The organism is Planktothrix sp. FACHB-1365 (assembly GCF_014697575.1).
Taxonomy (GTDB): Bacteria; Cyanobacteriota; Cyanobacteriia; order Cyanobacteriales; family Microcoleaceae; genus Planktothrix.
Genome location: NZ_JACJSC010000018.1, coordinates 71,870 through 89,548, shown reverse-complemented (window position 1 = coordinate 89,548; position 17,679 = coordinate 71,870). Strand labels below are relative to the sequence as shown.

Below are 17,679 nucleotides of genomic sequence, written 5' to 3'. Positions count from 1 at the left end.
GGATTCGGACAATGGGTTGAGGGAGAGAGAGGGAGCAAAAGGGATAACAAGTATTAATGTCCTTTCAATCTACTTGTGTGGAAAATTTTTGATATGACTAAAACCTCTACAAATCTCACAGAGCCTGATATTACAGTGGCATTTGATTATGGAGGGTCGCTCACCAAGATTATCTTTGCGGGACAAGACCGACAAGTTCGGCTTCTGTACATGGAACCGGAAGTAGTATCTGTTCCACGAGAGTCAATTTTGGGTTATGCCAGAGACCAGTTAGGGTCAGCCGATCCTCAAAACACCGCTTGGGTTGCGTTCAGGAATGATTACAGAGCCGTTGGCTATTTGGCTAAACAAAGGTTTCATGCGAATGCGGGGCTATCGGAACTCAAGTATGAGCGGGCTTTACATAAAACTTTGGCGGCTTTATGGGTGATTAAGGAAAAACAAAAACTACCTGGGAATTTTACAGTGGCGATCGCCGCGTTGTTACCCCCTGGAGAATATGAAGATCGAAGTCGGTTTGAGCGGGTACTGCGCGAAGCATTAGCAGATTATCAAACTCCGACAGGCCGCATGAGTGTGGAGTTATTGGTATTTAATTGCAAACCCGAAGGAGGTGGCATTTATTTAATGCACAACAAGAAAGCGGGTTCTGGAATTAAAGAACGGGTTTGTGCGATCGCCATGCTGGGCTACCGCAACGCGAGTCTGCTAGTTGCTCAACGGGGAGATGTAGCCCCTGGAAAAATGAGTGATTTGGGCTTTATTCGGATGGTCGAGAAAGTCCTGGTTAAAACATCGGGACAAACTGCGGAGCGATTAACCCCAGCAATTGTTACAGCAGGGAGTGAATTTAAGGCGGCACCTTTAATGCGATTAGCCCGCAGTACGTCTCGGGAAGGACGGGCGGAGGAAGTGCAGCAAATGCTCCTGGCTATCAAGGAAGCTCGTCCCGAATATGTCCGAAGTTTAACCAGTTGGTTAGATGAAAATTTACCCCCAGATTGTGATGAGTTGGTGTTTTGTGGAGGAACGGCGGCTTATTTCAAAAAAGAGTTAAACGAATACTATGATCGTCTCCCGATTATTTGGAATGCGGATATTTCTATTCCAGTTGCTTTAGATAAAAAAGGACTGGGCGATCGCCTCAGTGACGTTTATGGAATGTTTGTCTATTTTAGAACGGTTTTAAAGAAACAGTTCAATTCTAAGTCCTATAAATCCGTTGATTCTTTATCAGAAGGTTCCCAGAAGCAGGAGGTTAAGGCTCATGGCTAACCCAGAAAAAATAGATTTCGTTTGGCGATATCAACCCTTAAAAAATACGGCTGATGCCGTTTTACTTACTTACATTAAACAGAATGAAATTTTACCAGTTAGAGAAGTGATTCTCCAGTCATTGCGAGCTTACTGGCTACCATTAGCTTATCAACAAACAGGGGAATTTGATCCAGTTTTGTTGGAACAAATATTTAGAAAAGCCGTGTATGCCTTGGAGAAGCACGCTTTGTATTTGTGTGACCAAGTGGGTATTGATTATTCTTCCAATTTCCCCAATCTTTACCGAGAAGATGGAATAAAAGCGACTTGGGATTCTAGTTCGGTTCACCCTAATCTAACAACTGAGAATTTATTAGAGTTAGTAGGAGGCGATGAGTTTAATGATTCGGGCTTTTCATGATTAGAAGCTAAAAAAGTAAGGCGTTGATTAGGAGTAAAACCCATTTTCATTTCTAGACCATCAAGTAATGGAGTAGCAAAATGGCAGGTCGGAGTAGAAGAACAAAATCTCAACTAGAACAGGTAGATCCTACAACTGAACAAGCTGAAGCATCAGGAGAAGTATCAATGACAGTAACGTTAAAATCCCCAAGTCATTTAGGCGAAAATGGATTGGAAACTGTTGAGAAACACGCTACTAGAATTCATTTGATTGATGGAGAAAAAGGCGGTGTAGGTAAGAGTTTATTTGCAAGGGTTTTAATTCAGTATTTTATGGATAAAAAATATCCGTTTTTAGCTGTAGATGCGGACAGATCTAACCCCGATGTTTCTCGAATTTACGAAAGTGTTTGTCGGGAAGCTTTATTTAGTGAAGATGAGAAGAAATTTTATGAAGCAGACAAAATTTTTGAGTGGGCTTTTGACAATAGCATTATTGTCAATTTACCGGCTCAGGTTTATCCGGTGGTGACGAGTTGGATTGAAAAAAATAACTTAATTGAGTTAGGCAAACAATCTAAAATTACATTTTGTAAGTGGTTTGTTTGTACAGGAGGTTACGATAGCGTGCAGTTATTTTTAAAATCAGTGCAACATTTTGACAAAAAAATAGCTCATGTTTTAGTTCGTAATTTTGGGTTAGAGGACGATTGGAGTTCTATAGAAGAGATGGAGGAAGTCCAAAATGCGATTAAAAAATATGATGTTAAAGTGATTGATTTCCCTAAGCTTTATTCAAGAGAAAGGAATGCGATTGATGCGGGGGGAATTACGTTTGATTTAGCTCGGAATAGTCAAGAATTTGGGGTATTGGGGCGGCAACGAATTAAATCGTTTATGTTGTCAGCTTACGAGGCTTTTGAAACGACGGGGATGTTACCGTGAGTTATGGTGCTGTTGATACTAAATCTTTACTGGATATTGCCCTAGAAGGTCAATCCGAGGAATATCGGCGTAAGGTTTTGGAATTGGCTTTTAAGGGAAAAATTGAGCCAACTGACCCCATATTTTTGATTTTATTAGCAACGGGGCGATTGGAAGTGTTGATTGAAGAAAGCCCGAAACCAGAAGATTTTGAGTTAGCATTTGAGCGTTGGGTCGGGCGGATTAATAAGACACTAGCAACTTACGAACGAGTAGCCGTTGAGAAGCAAGAGGGGCAAATTGCTGAGGCGGTGAATTCTCTGGTACGTCAGACGGAATTAACAAAAATAGTCACTTCTGCTCGTTCATTGATGGTGGCGACGGGTATCTTATTAACGACGTTGGGTGTCGGTGCGTTGATGGGATGGATGGGTGTGCTTTGGTCGCAAGGCGGGTTTGCGCCGGGGGAAGCGGTTCATCTGACTCAGGAGCAGGCGGAAGCTTTGCGGTGGGCGACTAGCGATGAGGGGAAGTTGGCTCGAAATTTGATGAAGTGGAATTCGGATAGTTTGACTAATTTAGAATGTAAAAAGGATGTTGAGCGTTTGGGGGTGACTTTGGAAGTTGCGGGGAGGCCAGCTACATCGGGATTTTGTACAATTTGGGTGGAACCTGTAAAAAAGCGTAAGTTTAGAGATTAATTACCATATCATTTACTGAATTTTTTTGGAACGTAAAGTTGGCCAGCTAGTTTTGGAACGTAAAGTTGGCCACCCTGGCCAATTTCTTCTTCAAGTCACACTGGTACTTGCAACTTTATTGGGTATGATATAGTCTTGTTTTCTCTACATCTGGGGCATAATGGTCAAATTGCCAGACCAAACTTTAACAACTATCTTTTACTTGCAGCGACGGTTAGTAGAGCTAATTGACGAAGCTAAAGCCGTTGAGTTTGCCATATTTGAACAGTTTGGGGAGAATGAGGCAACCCTACCAGAATTAGATCAGATGCTTTCGTAGCGTTGAGAGGCTGAGAATGCCTTACTCACGTTTGCATACTCTGGCGTTAGGAATAGCTGAATACCAGCCAATCGCTCCTAATGCTATGCTGAACTTATTATCTCGAACTATTGAGCAGACTGAGGCATTAATCGGTGCTGTCGAAGCAAGCATTTTTGAAACCAAACAAAATTGGAATCTGCCATGAATCAACAAGCCCAAATACCCGACCCCCAGACGAGAGCGCGAAGTGTTGCTAGGTGGCGCGAAGTTAACCAACAAATTGATTTGGTCACACTGCAAATGGATGAATTAATTGCGATGGTAGAAGCTGGTTTGCGAGAACAACGTCTGGCTAGGCTTCAAGGTAAAAGTAAAGCAGCAGAGACTATTAATGGTTGATATTCCCACCCCTACACTACGCGCTTAGGGCTGATAGTCTCGTATCTAGCCTAATCAAAAGCGGTAGTTGCAGTTCGATTCTTTTTCTGATTTTACTGTATTTTTGTCCACTTTCTTGTTCCAAAACGGCTCCTACTCTGTTTCTTCTTTAATAATGGAATAAGTCTTTCGGCTTTTAAACTGGCCAATTTCTTCTTCTAAACCTGGCCAGAATCTTCTTCAAGTCACAACCAGGGAAAGTGTTTGTACGCAATTGCCTATGGTACGCTACGCTAACGCACTTATTTTTTTGGTGCAACTTCAGTCAATCAACCGACTCTTTTGATAAAACTTCAACAATCTTCCCAGCTAAAGCATTACCCAATTCCCTCGGTTCCAGTTTATGTAATCCACCCCCATAAACGCGACCCTCACTCATTAGGGCCTCATCGGAAATACGATCAAGTACCTCCCACACCTGTTTCACCAATTCTGGCTTCTCTAAAAGCACTTTAGCAAGAGCGGGTTTAGGATAGAGCATTAAATAAACATTGGTAGCCGTGGCCCTTGAATGATTGAGGATAAATCGAAAAGGTCTACCTCTACCAGTATTCTGACGACCCATATAGGTACAGAGGAATGGAGCAGGCGGACGCTTTTCTTGAGAATACCAGGGAGAGCGGTGTTTGCAGAGATAGCGATCGCAAATTTCCTGTCTTACTCCCATCTGCAAATATTCCCAAAGTGTAGGATACTTAGCTTTCACTTCATCTGGCGGCAACTCGCACGAGAGCAGAAAAAGCTGACGATCAAGAATTGGATTTCCTAAATCATCGGCTTTAATTTCATCCACTGGTAACAGTCGAGGGCTGGGCAAAACGGGCTGAAGAAATTCCATCGGCAATTGATATGCAGAAATTTGTTTTGGTTTCAACACAAAAAAATCATTTGCTCCTGTCGCCAACCCTCGTTTGATTGTGAATAAATCCTTCAGCCTCAAAGACTGCTCCTGAGAAATCACCCGCTCCGACATCAACCCGAACTTAGTCCACTTAGTTGCACCGCGTAGCGATTCCACCGACATCATCAGGGACATCTTAGGTTGTGTCAGACTTCTTCCGTAGGTAAATTCAACAGCATGGTTAACAGGTGGCAAAGCTTTCTTAAACCAAACGACTGCGGACGATACCAACGCATCCTCAAATTGTACGTCCACCGGATCAAAACAATGAATTCGCAGTAAACTAACGCAGTTGAGCAGATAATCTTTAATGGGCTGTCCGTAATTCACATCCATAAATCCGGTCGGAATCAGCCATCCTGCTAATCCATCAGTTGCCATCCAAGTATCTGAAATACACAAGAAATAACAGTAAAGACTAGCCAACTGACTAAATTTTATCCCCGCTATCTCTTCTGTTATCCGTTGCAACCGCAGCTTTTCAACTCGGCTCAAATGATGATGTCGGGTGTATGGAGGATTGCAAATCAGCAAATTAGCTTTAATCTCGTCAGAATTGGGTGGTACAGCCTTGGTAAAATCTGCAATATTTAGCTGAAGTGGCGTATCACACCAAAGTTTGATCGCTTCATTTCCATAGTGAGGGTCAATTTCGTATGCGATCGCTTCTACAATTTGCGATAGGGGAAATTGCTCCAATAATGCGGAGTAGAACGCTCCCGTTCCAAAAGCTGGGTCAAGAAAGCGAATTTTTGAGGCAGATGGTAATAACGTCTTGGCATACTTCAACATCTCTGTTGCCAGGGCTGTAGGCGTGGCAAACTGACCCAACTTATTTCGCTCTGTTTGGGTTTTCGCACTATCCAGTTGCAACTGTCGCAATACCCGAATTGATTCTGTTGTAGTTAAGTTCATATCCCAAACAATACCAAGTCTTCTATTCGGTGTTCCCATACCCAGTCAATTCCTTCAGCAGCTTCATAACCCAAATAACCACTATCGAAATAACCGCAAAGAAACAGAATAAAGCGAACATTATCACCATAGTTATTGCGTAATTGAGCCATTTTGACTGCTTCTTCTTTCCGCCGCTTATTGGGATTAGTATAGTCTCCAGCAGATTTTGCTTCAATTAAAAGCGGTAGCTGGCTGCGGCTAGACTGAATGGGTTGAATTACGATATCAATTGGAATATTAATTTGTTTAGTACCTCCTTGCAAAAGGATGGGAATATTGAGCCGAAACGAAAAAGTTCCTGGCAGCATTCTCTCGAAACTTAATCGGGTTCCTCCCCCAATATACGAGTAGCCGTGCTGCTCTAGCCATTGTCTAATCGTAGCTAACTGTCTGCGTTCCTGAGCGTTGCGAATAATTGGGTCAGAAATAGCACCACAGAGACGATCTGCGATAATGATCGCTGCTCTATGAACTTCTGTATCCGTTGGTTGTCGTTCTGTATCCAACCATGAAAAGATATCTTTGTCTACAAGCCGAGCAATAATTTCACCAATTTTTGCAAGTTCAGTATCCAACGTTCCCCTGTCTATCCTAGGTGGAACTCGCTGTTTTTCTTCCATATTCTTGACTAGGTTGGATGATACTCCAGCTAAACCTATCAGGCGATCTCGTGCAATAGGCGGTGCTGTTGCCATGCGAAGGATAGGAAGGACAGACGGATACTGTTGCAGTATAGCAGGCGTAATATTCGTAAGATTCGCTGTCCAAATTAAAGCTGATTCGACTTGTTCAGTTGTGGCAATGCGAGTATCGCGGTAAGCTTGAGGAGCAAACTGCATAAACCAATGATTGTAGAAGTCTACTGACTGGGCTATATCCGGTTTCCACAAATGGGGTTTATCTGCATTAACTGGCACTCTATCATCTCCAACTTTTATAATCATCTCAAGAATTGAGATGGCTGAATCACCTCAGTTGGTATTATCTAATAAATAGTCCTTATCATTAGCAATGTTTACACTGATAGCAATCGCTATTTCCCCTTAAACCTGCTCAATTATCCGTCGCTTCGGCTGAGAGAACGCTGATTTGAAGAAAGTAATTCTTCTTTAGTAACTGGTGTTCTTCTAAGCGTATCTAAAGGAACAAGAAACTCACCTTTTTGAATTTTGATATCCAGCGCATCAATTACAAATCTTACATCCATAAAGCTAGCATCTTCATAGTCGTTATCTTCATAACGTTTAATTTGTTCTTCTGTCAACCCAGCTAAATCTGCTAATTCTTTCTGACTTAGTTTGGCTGCCATTCTAGCTCTAATCAAGATTTGAGGTAAATAATCAATATCATCAAGTGTTAATACTATCGGCGTGTGGCTATCATGGGATGTTAGCCTGTCATATTCAGCAATTTCTGCTTGCAATTTCTCTAAATGACATTGTAATGTCTCTCGGTTCATTTTCCATCGCTCATGGTCATTCTTTTTGCTATCTTCATCCTTTTCTATTGCGGCTATAGATTTTTCAAACTTCTCTAACCATTCTTGACTAACTTGGTACTCTAATTCATTTTTAATCATCATTCCCACCTCATTAAATCTATGGCGATAATACCTTTAACATTTCCCCTTCTGTCACTCTGAAAAAATTCAAAAGAATTACTTCCATAAGAGAGCTAATTCACTAAACCAGCTCGCAAAGCTCGGACAGCCGCTTGAGTGCGATCATCACACGCTAACTTATTAAGGATATTGCGAACATGAGTTTTCACAGTTCCCATTGATATAAATAATTGCTCGGCAATTTCTTCATTGCCATACCCTTCAACAATCAGTTCAATAATTTCATTTTCTCGCCGAGTGAGAGGATTAGATTGTAATAACTCGTTATCTTCTGGTTTTAACCCATGAATCGATACGGTCGGAATAACACTAGAACCAACAACTTCTTTAAACGGATTATTAAGTCGAGATAAAACAATCCGTGCAATAGACGGGTCAATCCAGTTTGCTCCTCGGTGAGTTTCCAGTATTGCTTCTAGCAGTTTTTCAAATTTCAGGTCTTTCATACAGTAAGAATCTGCTCCGGCTGCAAAGGCTGCTAAAATCGATTCTTCTTGATCTTGCGAGGTTAAAATTAAAACTTTAGGTTGGTTGATAGAGGAATCAAGCTGACGGGTTTGCACATACTCCTTAAACCGTTTAGTGAGTTCAATCCCATCAACTAATCCAGGTAATCCTAAATCAATAATGGCAACATCGGGTAGCGTTTTCTCCAATATTGTGATTCCTTGTAATCCATTACTGGCTTCCGCGATAAACTTGATTTCTTCACAATCTTCCAACGCTGCTTTAATTCCCACACGAGTTAAGTGATGATCTTCAATTAACACAACACTCACGCGATTCATAATTTTCTCCATTAATAATAATTTGAGATTAAAAGCACATTTTGAGGGCTAATCTTTAACGTTAGCAATTTTGGCTCCGAGGGAGACACAAAGTAAAAATACTTCCAACCCCCAGTTGTGAGGTCACTTCTAAACAACCCGAATGGGCTTTTGCAATACGCTGAGACAGATGTAACCCTAAACCACTTCCGGCTCCTTTCTGATTTCCGGTGCGAAAGCGTTCAAAGATTGTTTTTTGCTCTGATTCTGTGATTCCGGGGCCTGTATCTTCTACGTGAATCGAAACGCTTTGAGCATTGTACTTAACAGTGATCTTGACTTGACCGCGCTCTGTGAACTTAATCGCATTACTCACTAAATTAGTCAAAACTCGGCGCAATTCTAAGCGATCGCCTTGAATCTGAAAGGACTGTTGTTGGGTTTCAAAAATTAAGCGTAAGTTTTTGCTGACCGCAAGTGCCTCTTGCTCTTTAACCACTTCCTTAATGAGTTTGTAAAGATCAAAAGTTGTGATAGCCATTGGTTTGCAACCCGCTTCAAATCGATGCACTTCTAGGAGGGTATTGACGAGGGTAATTAGGTTGTCATTGCTAAGAGCGATAGTCTGGAGAGCCTCTTTTACGGTAGGGGATAAGATGCCGAATTTTCCTTGCCCTAGTAAAGTCAGCATTTGTTGGGCGGCAATTAGAGGGTTACGCAAATCATGGGTTAGGCGAGAAACAAAATCTTCACGGGCTAAAGCCATCTCTCGCATTGAATCTAGGCTATGTTTGAGACGGAGCAAGTTGCGGACACGGGCGAGTAATTCGTTAACTTGAATGGGTTTCCAGAGAAAATCATCGGCTCCCAATTCTAATCCATTGGTAGAAGGAATGGAGGGATCTGGCGCGAGAAGGACAATGGGAATGAAGGGCAATTGAGGGGTAGAACGAATTTTGTAAGTGACTTCATAGCCGTCTGCATCTGGCATCATCACGTCCCATAGAATTAAATCGGGAGGGTCGGCGTTGATAGAGGCGATCGCTTCTTTTCCATATGAACTGGTGTTAACAGAATATCCTTCCTCGGTTAAAATCGTTTCCAAAATTAATAAGGTATCCGTTTCCTGATCGGCTGCAAAAATTTGGCTGGGTCTATCTTTCATGAATTCAATCTCCTTTCTGGCAACCTTCCCAAACTCACAAGGGAGTCTGTATTGTCCATTGCCTGAATTTCTTGAATGACAGATAAAATCGGTTGAGAATTTTTTAATTGTTTAGCGGCGTTCAGTTTTTGCTCTTTCGTGATCCGCAGTAAGTAGTTTTTTAATCGGTCATAGCACCATCCCAGTCGCACCCCAAGTTCATAGATTCCCTCGCTTTGACTAGGTTTTAGGGCTTTTTGTAAAATTGGTGCTAAGGAGGGAGTGTGAGGAGCCGGAATGGTTCGTCTACTCTTTTTCCCATGTCGATAGCCTTGCCAAAATTCTAGAGATTGAGATGAAGGTTGGATACGAAGCCGATAGTGTTCTGCCATTGAAATTAGCCATTCTAAATCTTGTTTTCTTAAAGTAGAAAGGGCATCATTAGGCGGGTAGTTGCTCCAGAGGTCAATTAAACTTTTTAGCTTTTTCTGAAATCGAGTGAAATGCTCAATGGCAGCTTGGGAAGAAGTTCTCCCTGAAAGCAGCTTGGGTTTGAGGATATTAATTGATGCCATAATTGGTCGCTTCCTTTATATCGAAGTTACTCAGAAGGAAAAGGTAGGTTGAAGTTGCTTTTTCTATCTAAGATCCTAAATTAGCAATGGCATAGATTAAGAAAGTTCTACCTTAAAGCTGATTTATTAAAAAAAGTGGGTACTTTAAAAAAAAGCCGTTAATCTAAGAACCGATCATCCGGTTTCGTTCCTATCTTTTGTTTCCGCTTTTTAAATAGAAACCATAAAAATAAATAATGCCCCATTCATCCTGGAGCATTTTTAAAAGAATATTAAATTTCCCTCAGTTTATATCTAAGGACAGTTGTTGATTTCAATTTCTTTTCTTAGCTAGATAACAGGGATTCTAAGTCTACTAAAAGTTTTTGGAGACGCTTTTGCTTTTTCGGATCGCTCCAAGCTTTTGACTTATTGACTTGTGTGAGGGCGGCTTTAATTCGAGTTTGAAGAGAATCTTCGGGGGGTGCGGATTGAGATTCTGATTTGAGTGCAGAAATTTGAGCTTTGATTTGATTCAGAGACCAATTCTCTGCAATTGCCGTTTCTAGTAAAGTAACTCGTGCTTGTTCATCTTTGACTTTAGCGATCGCACGAGCTTTCGTGTATTCAATTCTGCCTTCTCGTAAACTTCCTAAAATCTCTTCGGGCAGCTTTAATAGGGGAAGCCGATTACTAATAAAAGACTCCCAAGACATCTTGCCTAAGTCTTGAAAAAGTTGGGCGACAACTTCAGATTCAGGTTGAATGATAACGTTATCATTATCTCGAAGCATTTGATTTTGCATTCGATACAGAAGGCGTTCAGCTTCCTGGTCAGAACATCCTAATCGATTAGCCAGTAGCCCTAAAATCCCTTCTGTTTCTTCAACGGGGTTAAGATCTTCTCGTTGTAGGTTTTCAACTAAAGCAATTTGTAAAGCTTGTTGTTCTGTCAGTTCTTTAATGATGACAGGAACTTCTTTCAACCCCACTTCTTTCGCCGCTCTTAAGCGTCTTTCTCCTGCAACTAACTCATACTTTCCATTCGATAAAGGGCGAACTAATAGCGGTTGCAGAATTCCATCAATTTTGACAGATTCAACTAAGCACTGCATCGCTTGAGGATCAAAATAGCGGCGGGGTTGACTAGCCGGAAGCTGAATAGCATCAAAGGGTACTGAACTTTTAGGTAGACTTTCAGCTTCGTCATCGCCGAACAAGACCGTTAAGTTTGCTTTTCCTTTGTAAGGCTGATTACTTTTATTTGGCATTGAGTTTCTCCATCTTGGCAGCTAAACGATCTAATATTTTAACCACTGCATTTCTCGCGTCATAAACAGCTAGGGGAACCTGTTGTTCAGAAGCATCAACAAAAGCAGTTAAGCGAGGAATCGGCTCATAAACTGTTGCCACGGTGGAAAATTGTTCTTGAATCGCGTTTAAAGTACGTTTATCCTGGGAGTTGGTGGCAGCATAGCGAGAGGGAACAAATCCAGCAATCTGCAAAGAGCGATTTCCTTTTTTTCGGACTCTGGCGACGGTTTGTAAGAGCAGGTTAGTTCCCTCAAACGCTTTGTAATGAGTTTCAATGGGGACTAAAACATGGGTGGCAGCAACAAGGCTAATGTAGCTTAATAATCCTAAGCTAGGCGGACAGTCAATCAAAATAAAATCATAGTTTTCTCGAATGGGTTCTAGGGCATCTTTGAGACGCAGTTCTCGAAAGTCCATATTCACCAATTGGATTTCTGCCACACTGAGGTTAATATTGGTGGGAGCTAAATCCATGCGATGAATTGCTTTGTGGATGAAGAGGGGTTCTTCATTAACAATGGCATCAAATACGGTTTTTTCCAAGCTGTGCGGGTCAAGACCCATAAATAAGGTTAAAGACGCTTGTGGATCGAGGTCAACGAGCAAAATTTTATTCCCTCGTTGAGCTAGGTGGTAGCCTAAGTTGAGCGTAATTGTTGTCTTGCCCACACCACCAGCTTGGTTGAACAGCGAAATCACTTTTGTCTGGGTCATCGGCTATTCTCCAGTAGCACGCCAATGTTGCGGTTGAGAAAAAGATTTGGAGCTACAGTTGGGACTATACACATATCAATTTAAGATGAATATTTCAGAATATTTGGCTGGAAAAATACAATAAATTTTCCGTGAGTGTTAATAATATCTCATATCCTGGGAGAAGATGTTGAAGCGAATCAAAAATTTTGAGATTTATAGTTCCATCTACCCTATTTCTGAATTCAATCCTGGTGGGTTTAGTCCTGAAGATGGACTAGGGAAGCTTGCTGTCGTGATAGCTTGAAGGATGAGTTAATTATCGGGAAATATAAGATTTATGCTGACAACGCAGATGCAACGGTTTTCTCCCCAATCAATCTACCAACTTCAACAAATTGGACTTGCCTTTTTTGAAAAAATTGCAACAGATTCTAATTTGGCTGGAGAAACTCAAGATTTTTATCAAGGATTACTGGTTGGGTTAGATTGGGGTGTTAAACTGATCGATCAAGAGCAGGGGATAGAAACTCTAAAAGACTTAGAGGCTAGAGTTGCAACTTTTATCAACCTAGATAATCCTCCCAGCCAACAGCCGAACCCTTCAACGGCAATTCATCGATTATCCTCAGCGTCTATTGCTCAACTGCAACAAAAAGGACGGTCTACAGATCTTGATGAAAATGTATTAGCTTGTGTTCCTGCTACTGAAACTCAAGATTTCTATCACGGTTGTCTAGCGGCTTTAGATATTTCTATATCTTTATCTAAGGAAAAATATGCTTATGCTCAGATTAGTTTGCTTAAGACGAATGCTGCCCATTTTATCGAGTTATCTTCCCAAAGCGATCGCCAAGTCGCTCGTCCTACCCTTCAAGATATGTCTTTAGCTCAATCTCGAAAACCCAGAAAATTTAGTTCTCTCCTACCAGTTTATCAGTCAGGAGTAGCAACTCCAGTTTCTCCAGAAACTCACTCCGAAACACTAATTGACTCAGGAATAAATGACTCAGACTATGCTGAAGACTCCGAGCAAGTTAGATTAGAGGATGATCCCCAAGATTCAAAAGAGGGAGAGAATTTGATTGAAGTTGGCAGTTCCCCTGAACAACGATTAGAAATGGAAAGATTATTGGCGGATCTTTTATTAAAAGAGCATCATCAATTTAAGGGATTAGAACGGTTAGAGTTGATGGAAGATTGGACAATATTATCGCAGGAAGGAGAATCAATTCGAGTAGTTTCTCAAGTTGATCATCACTTGGTATTCAAGATCAATTTAGAGGGTGAAGTTCAACATCCTTTATCTAATTTAGATGCAGAAAAGTTAAAGGCAAAACTCGCTCAGGAAGCACCTGAACTGTTGAGTGAAGTTCAAGTTTTAGACAATAATTCCAACTCAACTATTGAACCGTTAATGTTCACTTTAGAGCGTGAACAAGTTAAACAAGCTGAATTGATTTTACCCATTGCCCAAAAGGTATTTGAATACAGACTGAACTTAGGAGATGAAGGGGTAGAAGAAACGGATGATTTGACTATTATTTCCGTTGCCGAGGTTTACCAGTTAATGGTGACAGATATTGACGGGGTTTCTGTATCTTCTTTGAGAGCATCTGGCAGAGGAGAACTGTTGAGAGTGTGTGGGGAGCATTTAGTTCTAGCTCAAGGAATTCAGCCTGAAGATATTGAATTTTGGCTTCAAATGGCAGACGATTTGAATACTGTTGAATCCCAACCTGCTCAACACTCAAGAGAGATTGAACTTTGAGTTTTTGCAATCGCATGAATCCTTAATTCTAGAGGTACAGGGGAAGATAAAACTCAATCGTTAGAAGAAATTGGGATGGGTTGAAAACAATATCTTAGTCGCAACCTATAAACCCTAACAATCTTTTAAGGTTTTGGCCCGTAACTTTTCCTAGAGAGGTTGATATATTTTACTGGAAAAAGGAGAAAAACCATCATCCCCTTTTGCCGTTAGATGGCACAACAAGCGAAACTGTCGTGGTGTAGGAGGTTGATTAATCCGTTCTACCTGTACATTAACCTCGTAGGTAGTCCTGCGAATGAGTTCAAAAATTTCAGGATTCAAGTATCGGGGACAATAACCGACAATATGGTGATCTTCTGTGTTGAGAGTCAAAGCCATCTGATCATAAATATTTTGGAATTCATGGCTTAACCATAACTTCTCCCCTGGAACAAAGCAGTTAATTCGTTCAATTGAAGATGGTGGTAAATGTTGCATTCCATGAGGAAAAAAGTGAAGATGATAACGCCCTTCTTCATCTGGTATGGGACAAGGAAAAACAGTCAGTGTATCCGTTTTCTTCTGTCCACCACTACGAGCCAATAAAGTAATTGGATCATCTTCATGTTTGGGAATGTTTAACCATTCAATAAAGCTTGAGTAATCAGGACGACTTCGAGGCATTAATCGATTAGAAAACACAGAAAACAAATAAGTTGATGTATAAACTTCATCGAAACGCGGGAATGAGGATAAGGGGGTAAAACCAGATTTTTCTTGAGCTTCTTTGACTCCTTGTGTGTAAACAAATTGATAAGTAGCTCCGTCAAAAGTTAAGCGACCAATGGGAAACCAAAAGCGACTGTTTGGATCTTGCCATGCCAAAAATAGTGTTTTGTGTGTCTTCAAGGTAGTGAGTTCCTTAAGGTAAGTAGTTTGTGTTGATTGAATTCTAGAATTTTCTGTGCAAACTCTGCTGCAATAGATGAGATGTGAGTATTAGGAATTCGATTAAAAATCTCTACTATATTTTCTTTTGAAATGCTTTCAAGTCTTGATAGCCATATATGGGCAGCTTCAGGATAATAATTTCGGACTCGGTTAAATACATCAAAAGTTCTGAGGGGCTTGTTGTCATCAACGCTTCCATAGAATGCTGAGAAACATTTATTGGCATAAGCTTCTACTGAGCGCTTTTGTCTTTGTTCATCTGAGAGATCACGACCTAAACTTGAGGCATGGTCGAATGTGGGTGCTAGGTATATACTTTCCCCAGAATTAGAAGCCTTAGTTCGTACAATGCCCCAATTTTCATGATGTCGATCTCCATTACCAATCCACGCATCTAACAAGAGATAACCGGTAAAGACTTCCACTGCGCTTTGGATGCTTTCTGGAGAAGTCCAACCTAACGGAAGATGCAAAGACTCATCTGAGATAACATTCAATACGATATCAATTGTATGTTGTCTCATTCTATAGGTTCCAGAGGTGGGATAGTTCGGAATAATAGATGTAAGGAGTTCGTTGCCATGAACAAGTGTCCCTCCTTCAGGTAAAAAGTTGGGTGAAACGACACCATGATTTCCTTCCCAAGAAGCCAGTTCATAAACCGCGTGAGGTAGTTCTAAACAGGAGGCAAGTTCGGCTGCAACTTTTTCTGCCCAATCTTCACCTAAGTTCTGACGGGCTTGTTTATATAGGCAAATACCTAGTTTTTCATGTTTAAACCAGAACTTATATTTGCTCCCCATCATTTCTGGACTGGAGAGTTCATAAGCATTGTGTGTAATCTCAATAATAGGAAACTGAGCCATCAATCCATTAGCGATTAAATTTATTTTCACAGTGTGACTGAGAGAAAAAATAGCACATAATTGGGTGCTCACCTTAATCGTTAGGGATTAATGGGTGTGCTTTCATGACAGGATTTTCAAGTTTATAAAGTTTTATTGGGCTTGAGCAGGCTTGTTTCTCTCTTAAGCTTTAGGGGACATCGGTAAGTGAGCTTGTCCCCTAAAATCAAATAATAATAGGCTAAAGGAAGTAATTGAGCTTTAATTAATTAGGAAACCGTATCTGTTCATAAGCAGGCAATAAGGGCTTAATTTCCTTTATCCATTTGAGCTTTTCTTCATGGGAAAGTTGGGTAGGTTCCTTGATTTGCCCTAAAAGTTTTGAGGTAAGCCTTAGTGCTTTTAAAGCTTTATTTTTTACGATTAAGTCAAAAGGCATTTTTAACCCAGATGGGATATGAGTGATTACCCAAACTCCTCTATCTTGCCATACTCCCCAAACACCACGAGTATAACCTTGGACTGTTATGAATCGAACAACAAAAGGATTGCGAGATTGAACTTGAATTTTAAAGCTTTTCTTACGTTTAATGGTTAACCTTGTAAATATTTTGAAGTATTGGGGGGTTGGTTTCCCCCCATAAGCGTTTTAAAGTTCCGCTAAGTCCTCAAGGTATTGTGCAAGTTGGCTTTGAGTCATGCAAACTTGCTCTCCATCTCGCAATAACCAAGCCACTAAGCCATTGTAAAAAGCAGCACCAATCATAATGTCTTCTGGGTTAATGATTCGGTTTAAGTCGAGTGAAAGCAATCTTGCATCAAGCGTTTTAGCAGTTCTCAGATGCTGAATCATTGCCACCTGAGAACGATCAAATTTGTTAATGCGATTCATCGTTCTCAGTATCTCCAATTAGCAATCAAACCCGAAGTCAAATTTAGCGAGTTCCGCTGCTCGTATAAGTTCGATTTCCTCTTGTTCTTCAGAATTAATAGTTTGAGTAGTTTGTTGGCTGTGTCGTTTCATCCAAAGCTCACGATAAACCAGTATTAATTGATCATTTTCCGTTGTTTTTAAGGTGGATTTCAGAACAGTACCGTTAGAAGTTTGGATGTAGAAAACAGTTTGGCTGTCGAAGTCTTCTTCAGTCCATCCAAGGTGTTGCTCAACCAACCCATCCGCATAAACTATCTCAATCACATCAATTTTGATCCCGTTGTCATCAGTGTAACTGCGGGCAATTTTAGTGTTGATAGCAGTGTTAAGTTGTGCCGTCATGAAAGTTAGCTCCTTCGTTAATAAAGAACCAACCGGAAAACAGCTAGCTAGGTCGGTTGGTTCGGTTGGTTTTGGGTTAAACAGCAGGGAATTGATCTCAAATGGCGATCTAAATAAAACAACGCGGTAGCGTCTCGGTGAGTGTTGTGGCAAATTCTGGTGAGCAACAGGTCAGAAAAGAACTGGATGGGAAGGATTAGCGAGCGATCGCGATGAACTGAGTCAATGAATCAACTGGAGAATGCAACCATGAGGCGAACGCTTGTCCCCTAACAGCTATTTCACGATGTTGGGTGAAAGTGGTATTGTCTCAAAGTCGTTAGTTCAGGTTCGTAATATTTTCCCGGCGCTCCAATTGCAACCCATAATCTCAAAACAACAAAAGTTCTGACCTATGCCAAATGAGTAGTTTTACTTACTAAATTGGGATACAGATTTTTGACATGGCTTGCTGTTCCACGGGTGAGGAAACAGAAGGAAAAAGAAGGGAAAACAGTGCATTTTCTCCCTCTTGGTGATTTAGATTAAATGGCAAAATGTTACATAAGATACCAAATTTAGCGTGATACAGCGTATTACAGCAGGAAATAAGAGGGAAAATAGTGCATTTTTTCCCTACTTTTCCCTACTTTTTCCTACCTGTTTTTAGCCGTTTTTTGGGCTGTGTATCCCATTAGAAAGTCACTCAATCTCAAATGTATTTTTTTGTACTACAAAAGTAACAAAGCCAATGGAAAATTTTCCATCAATGCCTGTTGGGATTATCCACTATGTCCTTAGTGGCGGGTGGGTGGGCAAAAAAAGCTTCCCCTCTGGTGGGGAAGTTGGCAGTTAGCATGATTAAGGATTGACACTCACCGCCCTAGAAGGGCGAGGCTTG

General features: G+C 41.0%; 18 protein-coding genes and 1 pseudogene. 7 read left to right on the top strand and 12 right to left on the bottom strand.

Annotation, left to right across the window (positions count from 1 at the left end):
* Positions 1-93 precede the first annotated feature (93 nt).
* The 6 genes and pseudogenes from H6G57_RS18470 to H6G57_RS18445 all read left to right on the top strand — a co-directional run bounded on the left by H6G57_RS18470 (position 94) and on the right by H6G57_RS18445 (position 3,984).
* Positions 94-1,275: a ParM/StbA family protein gene (locus H6G57_RS18470; RefSeq protein WP_190521130.1), complete on the top strand. Its 1,182-nt coding sequence runs from the start codon at positions 94-96 to the stop codon at positions 1,273-1,275.
* Entirely contained in the window at positions 1,268-1,678 is a 411-nt protein-coding gene (locus H6G57_RS18465) for a hypothetical protein (RefSeq protein WP_190521128.1), read from the top strand. The genes H6G57_RS18470 and H6G57_RS18465 overlap by 8 nt, the downstream gene beginning before the upstream one ends.
* A gap of 80 nt (positions 1,679-1,758) precedes the next feature.
* Positions 1,759-2,604, top strand: coding sequence for a mobilization protein (locus H6G57_RS18460; protein WP_190521126.1), 846 nt, complete (start codon positions 1,759-1,761; stop codon positions 2,602-2,604).
* On the top strand, positions 2,601-3,284 hold the full coding sequence (locus H6G57_RS18455; protein WP_190521125.1) for a DUF6753 family protein: 684 nt from the start codon (positions 2,601-2,603) through the stop codon (positions 3,282-3,284). Before H6G57_RS18460 ends, H6G57_RS18455 begins: the two co-directional genes overlap by 4 nt.
* Before the next feature lie 160 nt (positions 3,285-3,444).
* Positions 3,445-3,790: pseudogene (locus H6G57_RS18450) on the top strand (hypothetical protein).
* Positions 3,787-3,984 carry a hypothetical protein gene (locus tag H6G57_RS18445; protein WP_190521123.1) on the top strand — a complete coding sequence of 66 codons (198 nt, stop codon included), beginning with the start codon at positions 3,787-3,789 and terminating at the stop codon, positions 3,982-3,984. Before H6G57_RS18450 ends, H6G57_RS18445 begins: the two are co-directional and overlap by 4 nt.
* A gap of 304 nt (positions 3,985-4,288) precedes the next feature.
* On the opposite strand, the gene H6G57_RS18440 is transcribed toward H6G57_RS18445, so the two are convergent.
* The 8 genes from H6G57_RS18440 to H6G57_RS18405 form a co-directional block, all read right to left on the bottom strand.
* Positions 4,289-5,839 (bottom strand): Eco57I restriction-modification methylase domain-containing protein, encoded by a 1,551-nt coding sequence (locus H6G57_RS18440; RefSeq protein WP_190521121.1) that lies wholly within the window; start codon positions 5,837-5,839, stop codon positions 4,289-4,291.
* Positions 5,836-6,798 carry a XamI family restriction endonuclease gene (locus H6G57_RS18435; protein WP_190521118.1) on the bottom strand — a complete coding sequence of 321 codons (963 nt, stop codon included), beginning with the start codon at positions 6,796-6,798 and terminating at the stop codon, positions 5,836-5,838. The genes H6G57_RS18440 and H6G57_RS18435 overlap by 4 nt, the downstream gene beginning before the upstream one ends.
* A gap of 140 nt (positions 6,799-6,938) precedes the next feature.
* Positions 6,939-7,460 carry a helix-turn-helix domain-containing protein gene (locus tag H6G57_RS18430; RefSeq protein ID WP_190521116.1) on the bottom strand — a complete coding sequence of 174 codons (522 nt, stop codon included), beginning with the start codon at positions 7,458-7,460 and terminating at the stop codon, positions 6,939-6,941.
* A 95-nt stretch (positions 7,461-7,555) separates the two neighbouring features.
* Entirely contained in the window at positions 7,556-8,290 is a 735-nt protein-coding gene (locus tag H6G57_RS18425; RefSeq protein ID WP_190521114.1) for a response regulator transcription factor, read from the bottom strand.
* 61 nt (positions 8,291-8,351) lie between these two features.
* Positions 8,352-9,434, bottom strand: a complete 1,083-nt coding sequence (locus tag H6G57_RS18420; protein WP_190521111.1) for a hybrid sensor histidine kinase/response regulator — start codon at positions 9,432-9,434, stop codon at positions 8,352-8,354.
* Entirely contained in the window at positions 9,431-9,988 is a 558-nt protein-coding gene (locus tag H6G57_RS18415) for a hypothetical protein (protein ID WP_190521110.1), read from the bottom strand. The genes H6G57_RS18420 and H6G57_RS18415 overlap by 4 nt, the downstream gene beginning before the upstream one ends.
* 326 nt (positions 9,989-10,314) lie before the next feature.
* Positions 10,315-11,238 carry a ParB/RepB/Spo0J family partition protein gene (locus H6G57_RS18410; protein WP_190521107.1) on the bottom strand — a complete coding sequence of 308 codons (924 nt, stop codon included), beginning with the start codon at positions 11,236-11,238 and terminating at the stop codon, positions 10,315-10,317.
* Entirely contained in the window at positions 11,228-11,995 is a 768-nt protein-coding gene (locus H6G57_RS18405; RefSeq protein WP_190521105.1) for a ParA family protein, read from the bottom strand. Before H6G57_RS18405 ends, H6G57_RS18410 begins: the two co-directional genes overlap by 11 nt.
* Before the next feature lie 319 nt (positions 11,996-12,314).
* Between H6G57_RS18405 and H6G57_RS18400 the strand changes: the two genes are divergently transcribed.
* Positions 12,315-13,745: a hypothetical protein gene (locus H6G57_RS18400; protein ID WP_190521103.1), complete on the top strand. Its 1,431-nt coding sequence runs from the start codon at positions 12,315-12,317 to the stop codon at positions 13,743-13,745.
* 150 nt (positions 13,746-13,895) lie between these two features.
* On the opposite strand, the gene H6G57_RS18395 is transcribed toward H6G57_RS18400, so the two are convergent.
* The 4 genes from H6G57_RS18395 to H6G57_RS18380 form a co-directional block, all read right to left on the bottom strand.
* The gene (locus tag H6G57_RS18395) at positions 13,896-14,636 is read right to left on the bottom strand and encodes a DNA-binding protein (protein WP_190521101.1); all 741 of its coding nucleotides are present in this window, start codon (positions 14,634-14,636) and stop codon (positions 13,896-13,898) included.
* Positions 14,633-15,574: a hypothetical protein gene (locus H6G57_RS29090; RefSeq protein ID WP_242049014.1), complete on the bottom strand. Its 942-nt coding sequence runs from the start codon at positions 15,572-15,574 to the stop codon at positions 14,633-14,635. The genes H6G57_RS18395 and H6G57_RS29090 overlap by 4 nt, the downstream gene beginning before the upstream one ends.
* Before the next feature lie 598 nt (positions 15,575-16,172).
* Positions 16,173-16,415 (bottom strand): hypothetical protein, encoded by a 243-nt coding sequence (locus tag H6G57_RS18385; RefSeq protein ID WP_190521099.1) that lies wholly within the window; start codon positions 16,413-16,415, stop codon positions 16,173-16,175.
* A gap of 18 nt (positions 16,416-16,433) precedes the next feature.
* On the bottom strand, positions 16,434-16,799 hold the full coding sequence (locus H6G57_RS18380) for a hypothetical protein (RefSeq protein ID WP_190521097.1): 366 nt from the start codon (positions 16,797-16,799) through the stop codon (positions 16,434-16,436).
* Positions 16,800-17,679 lie beyond the last annotated feature (880 nt).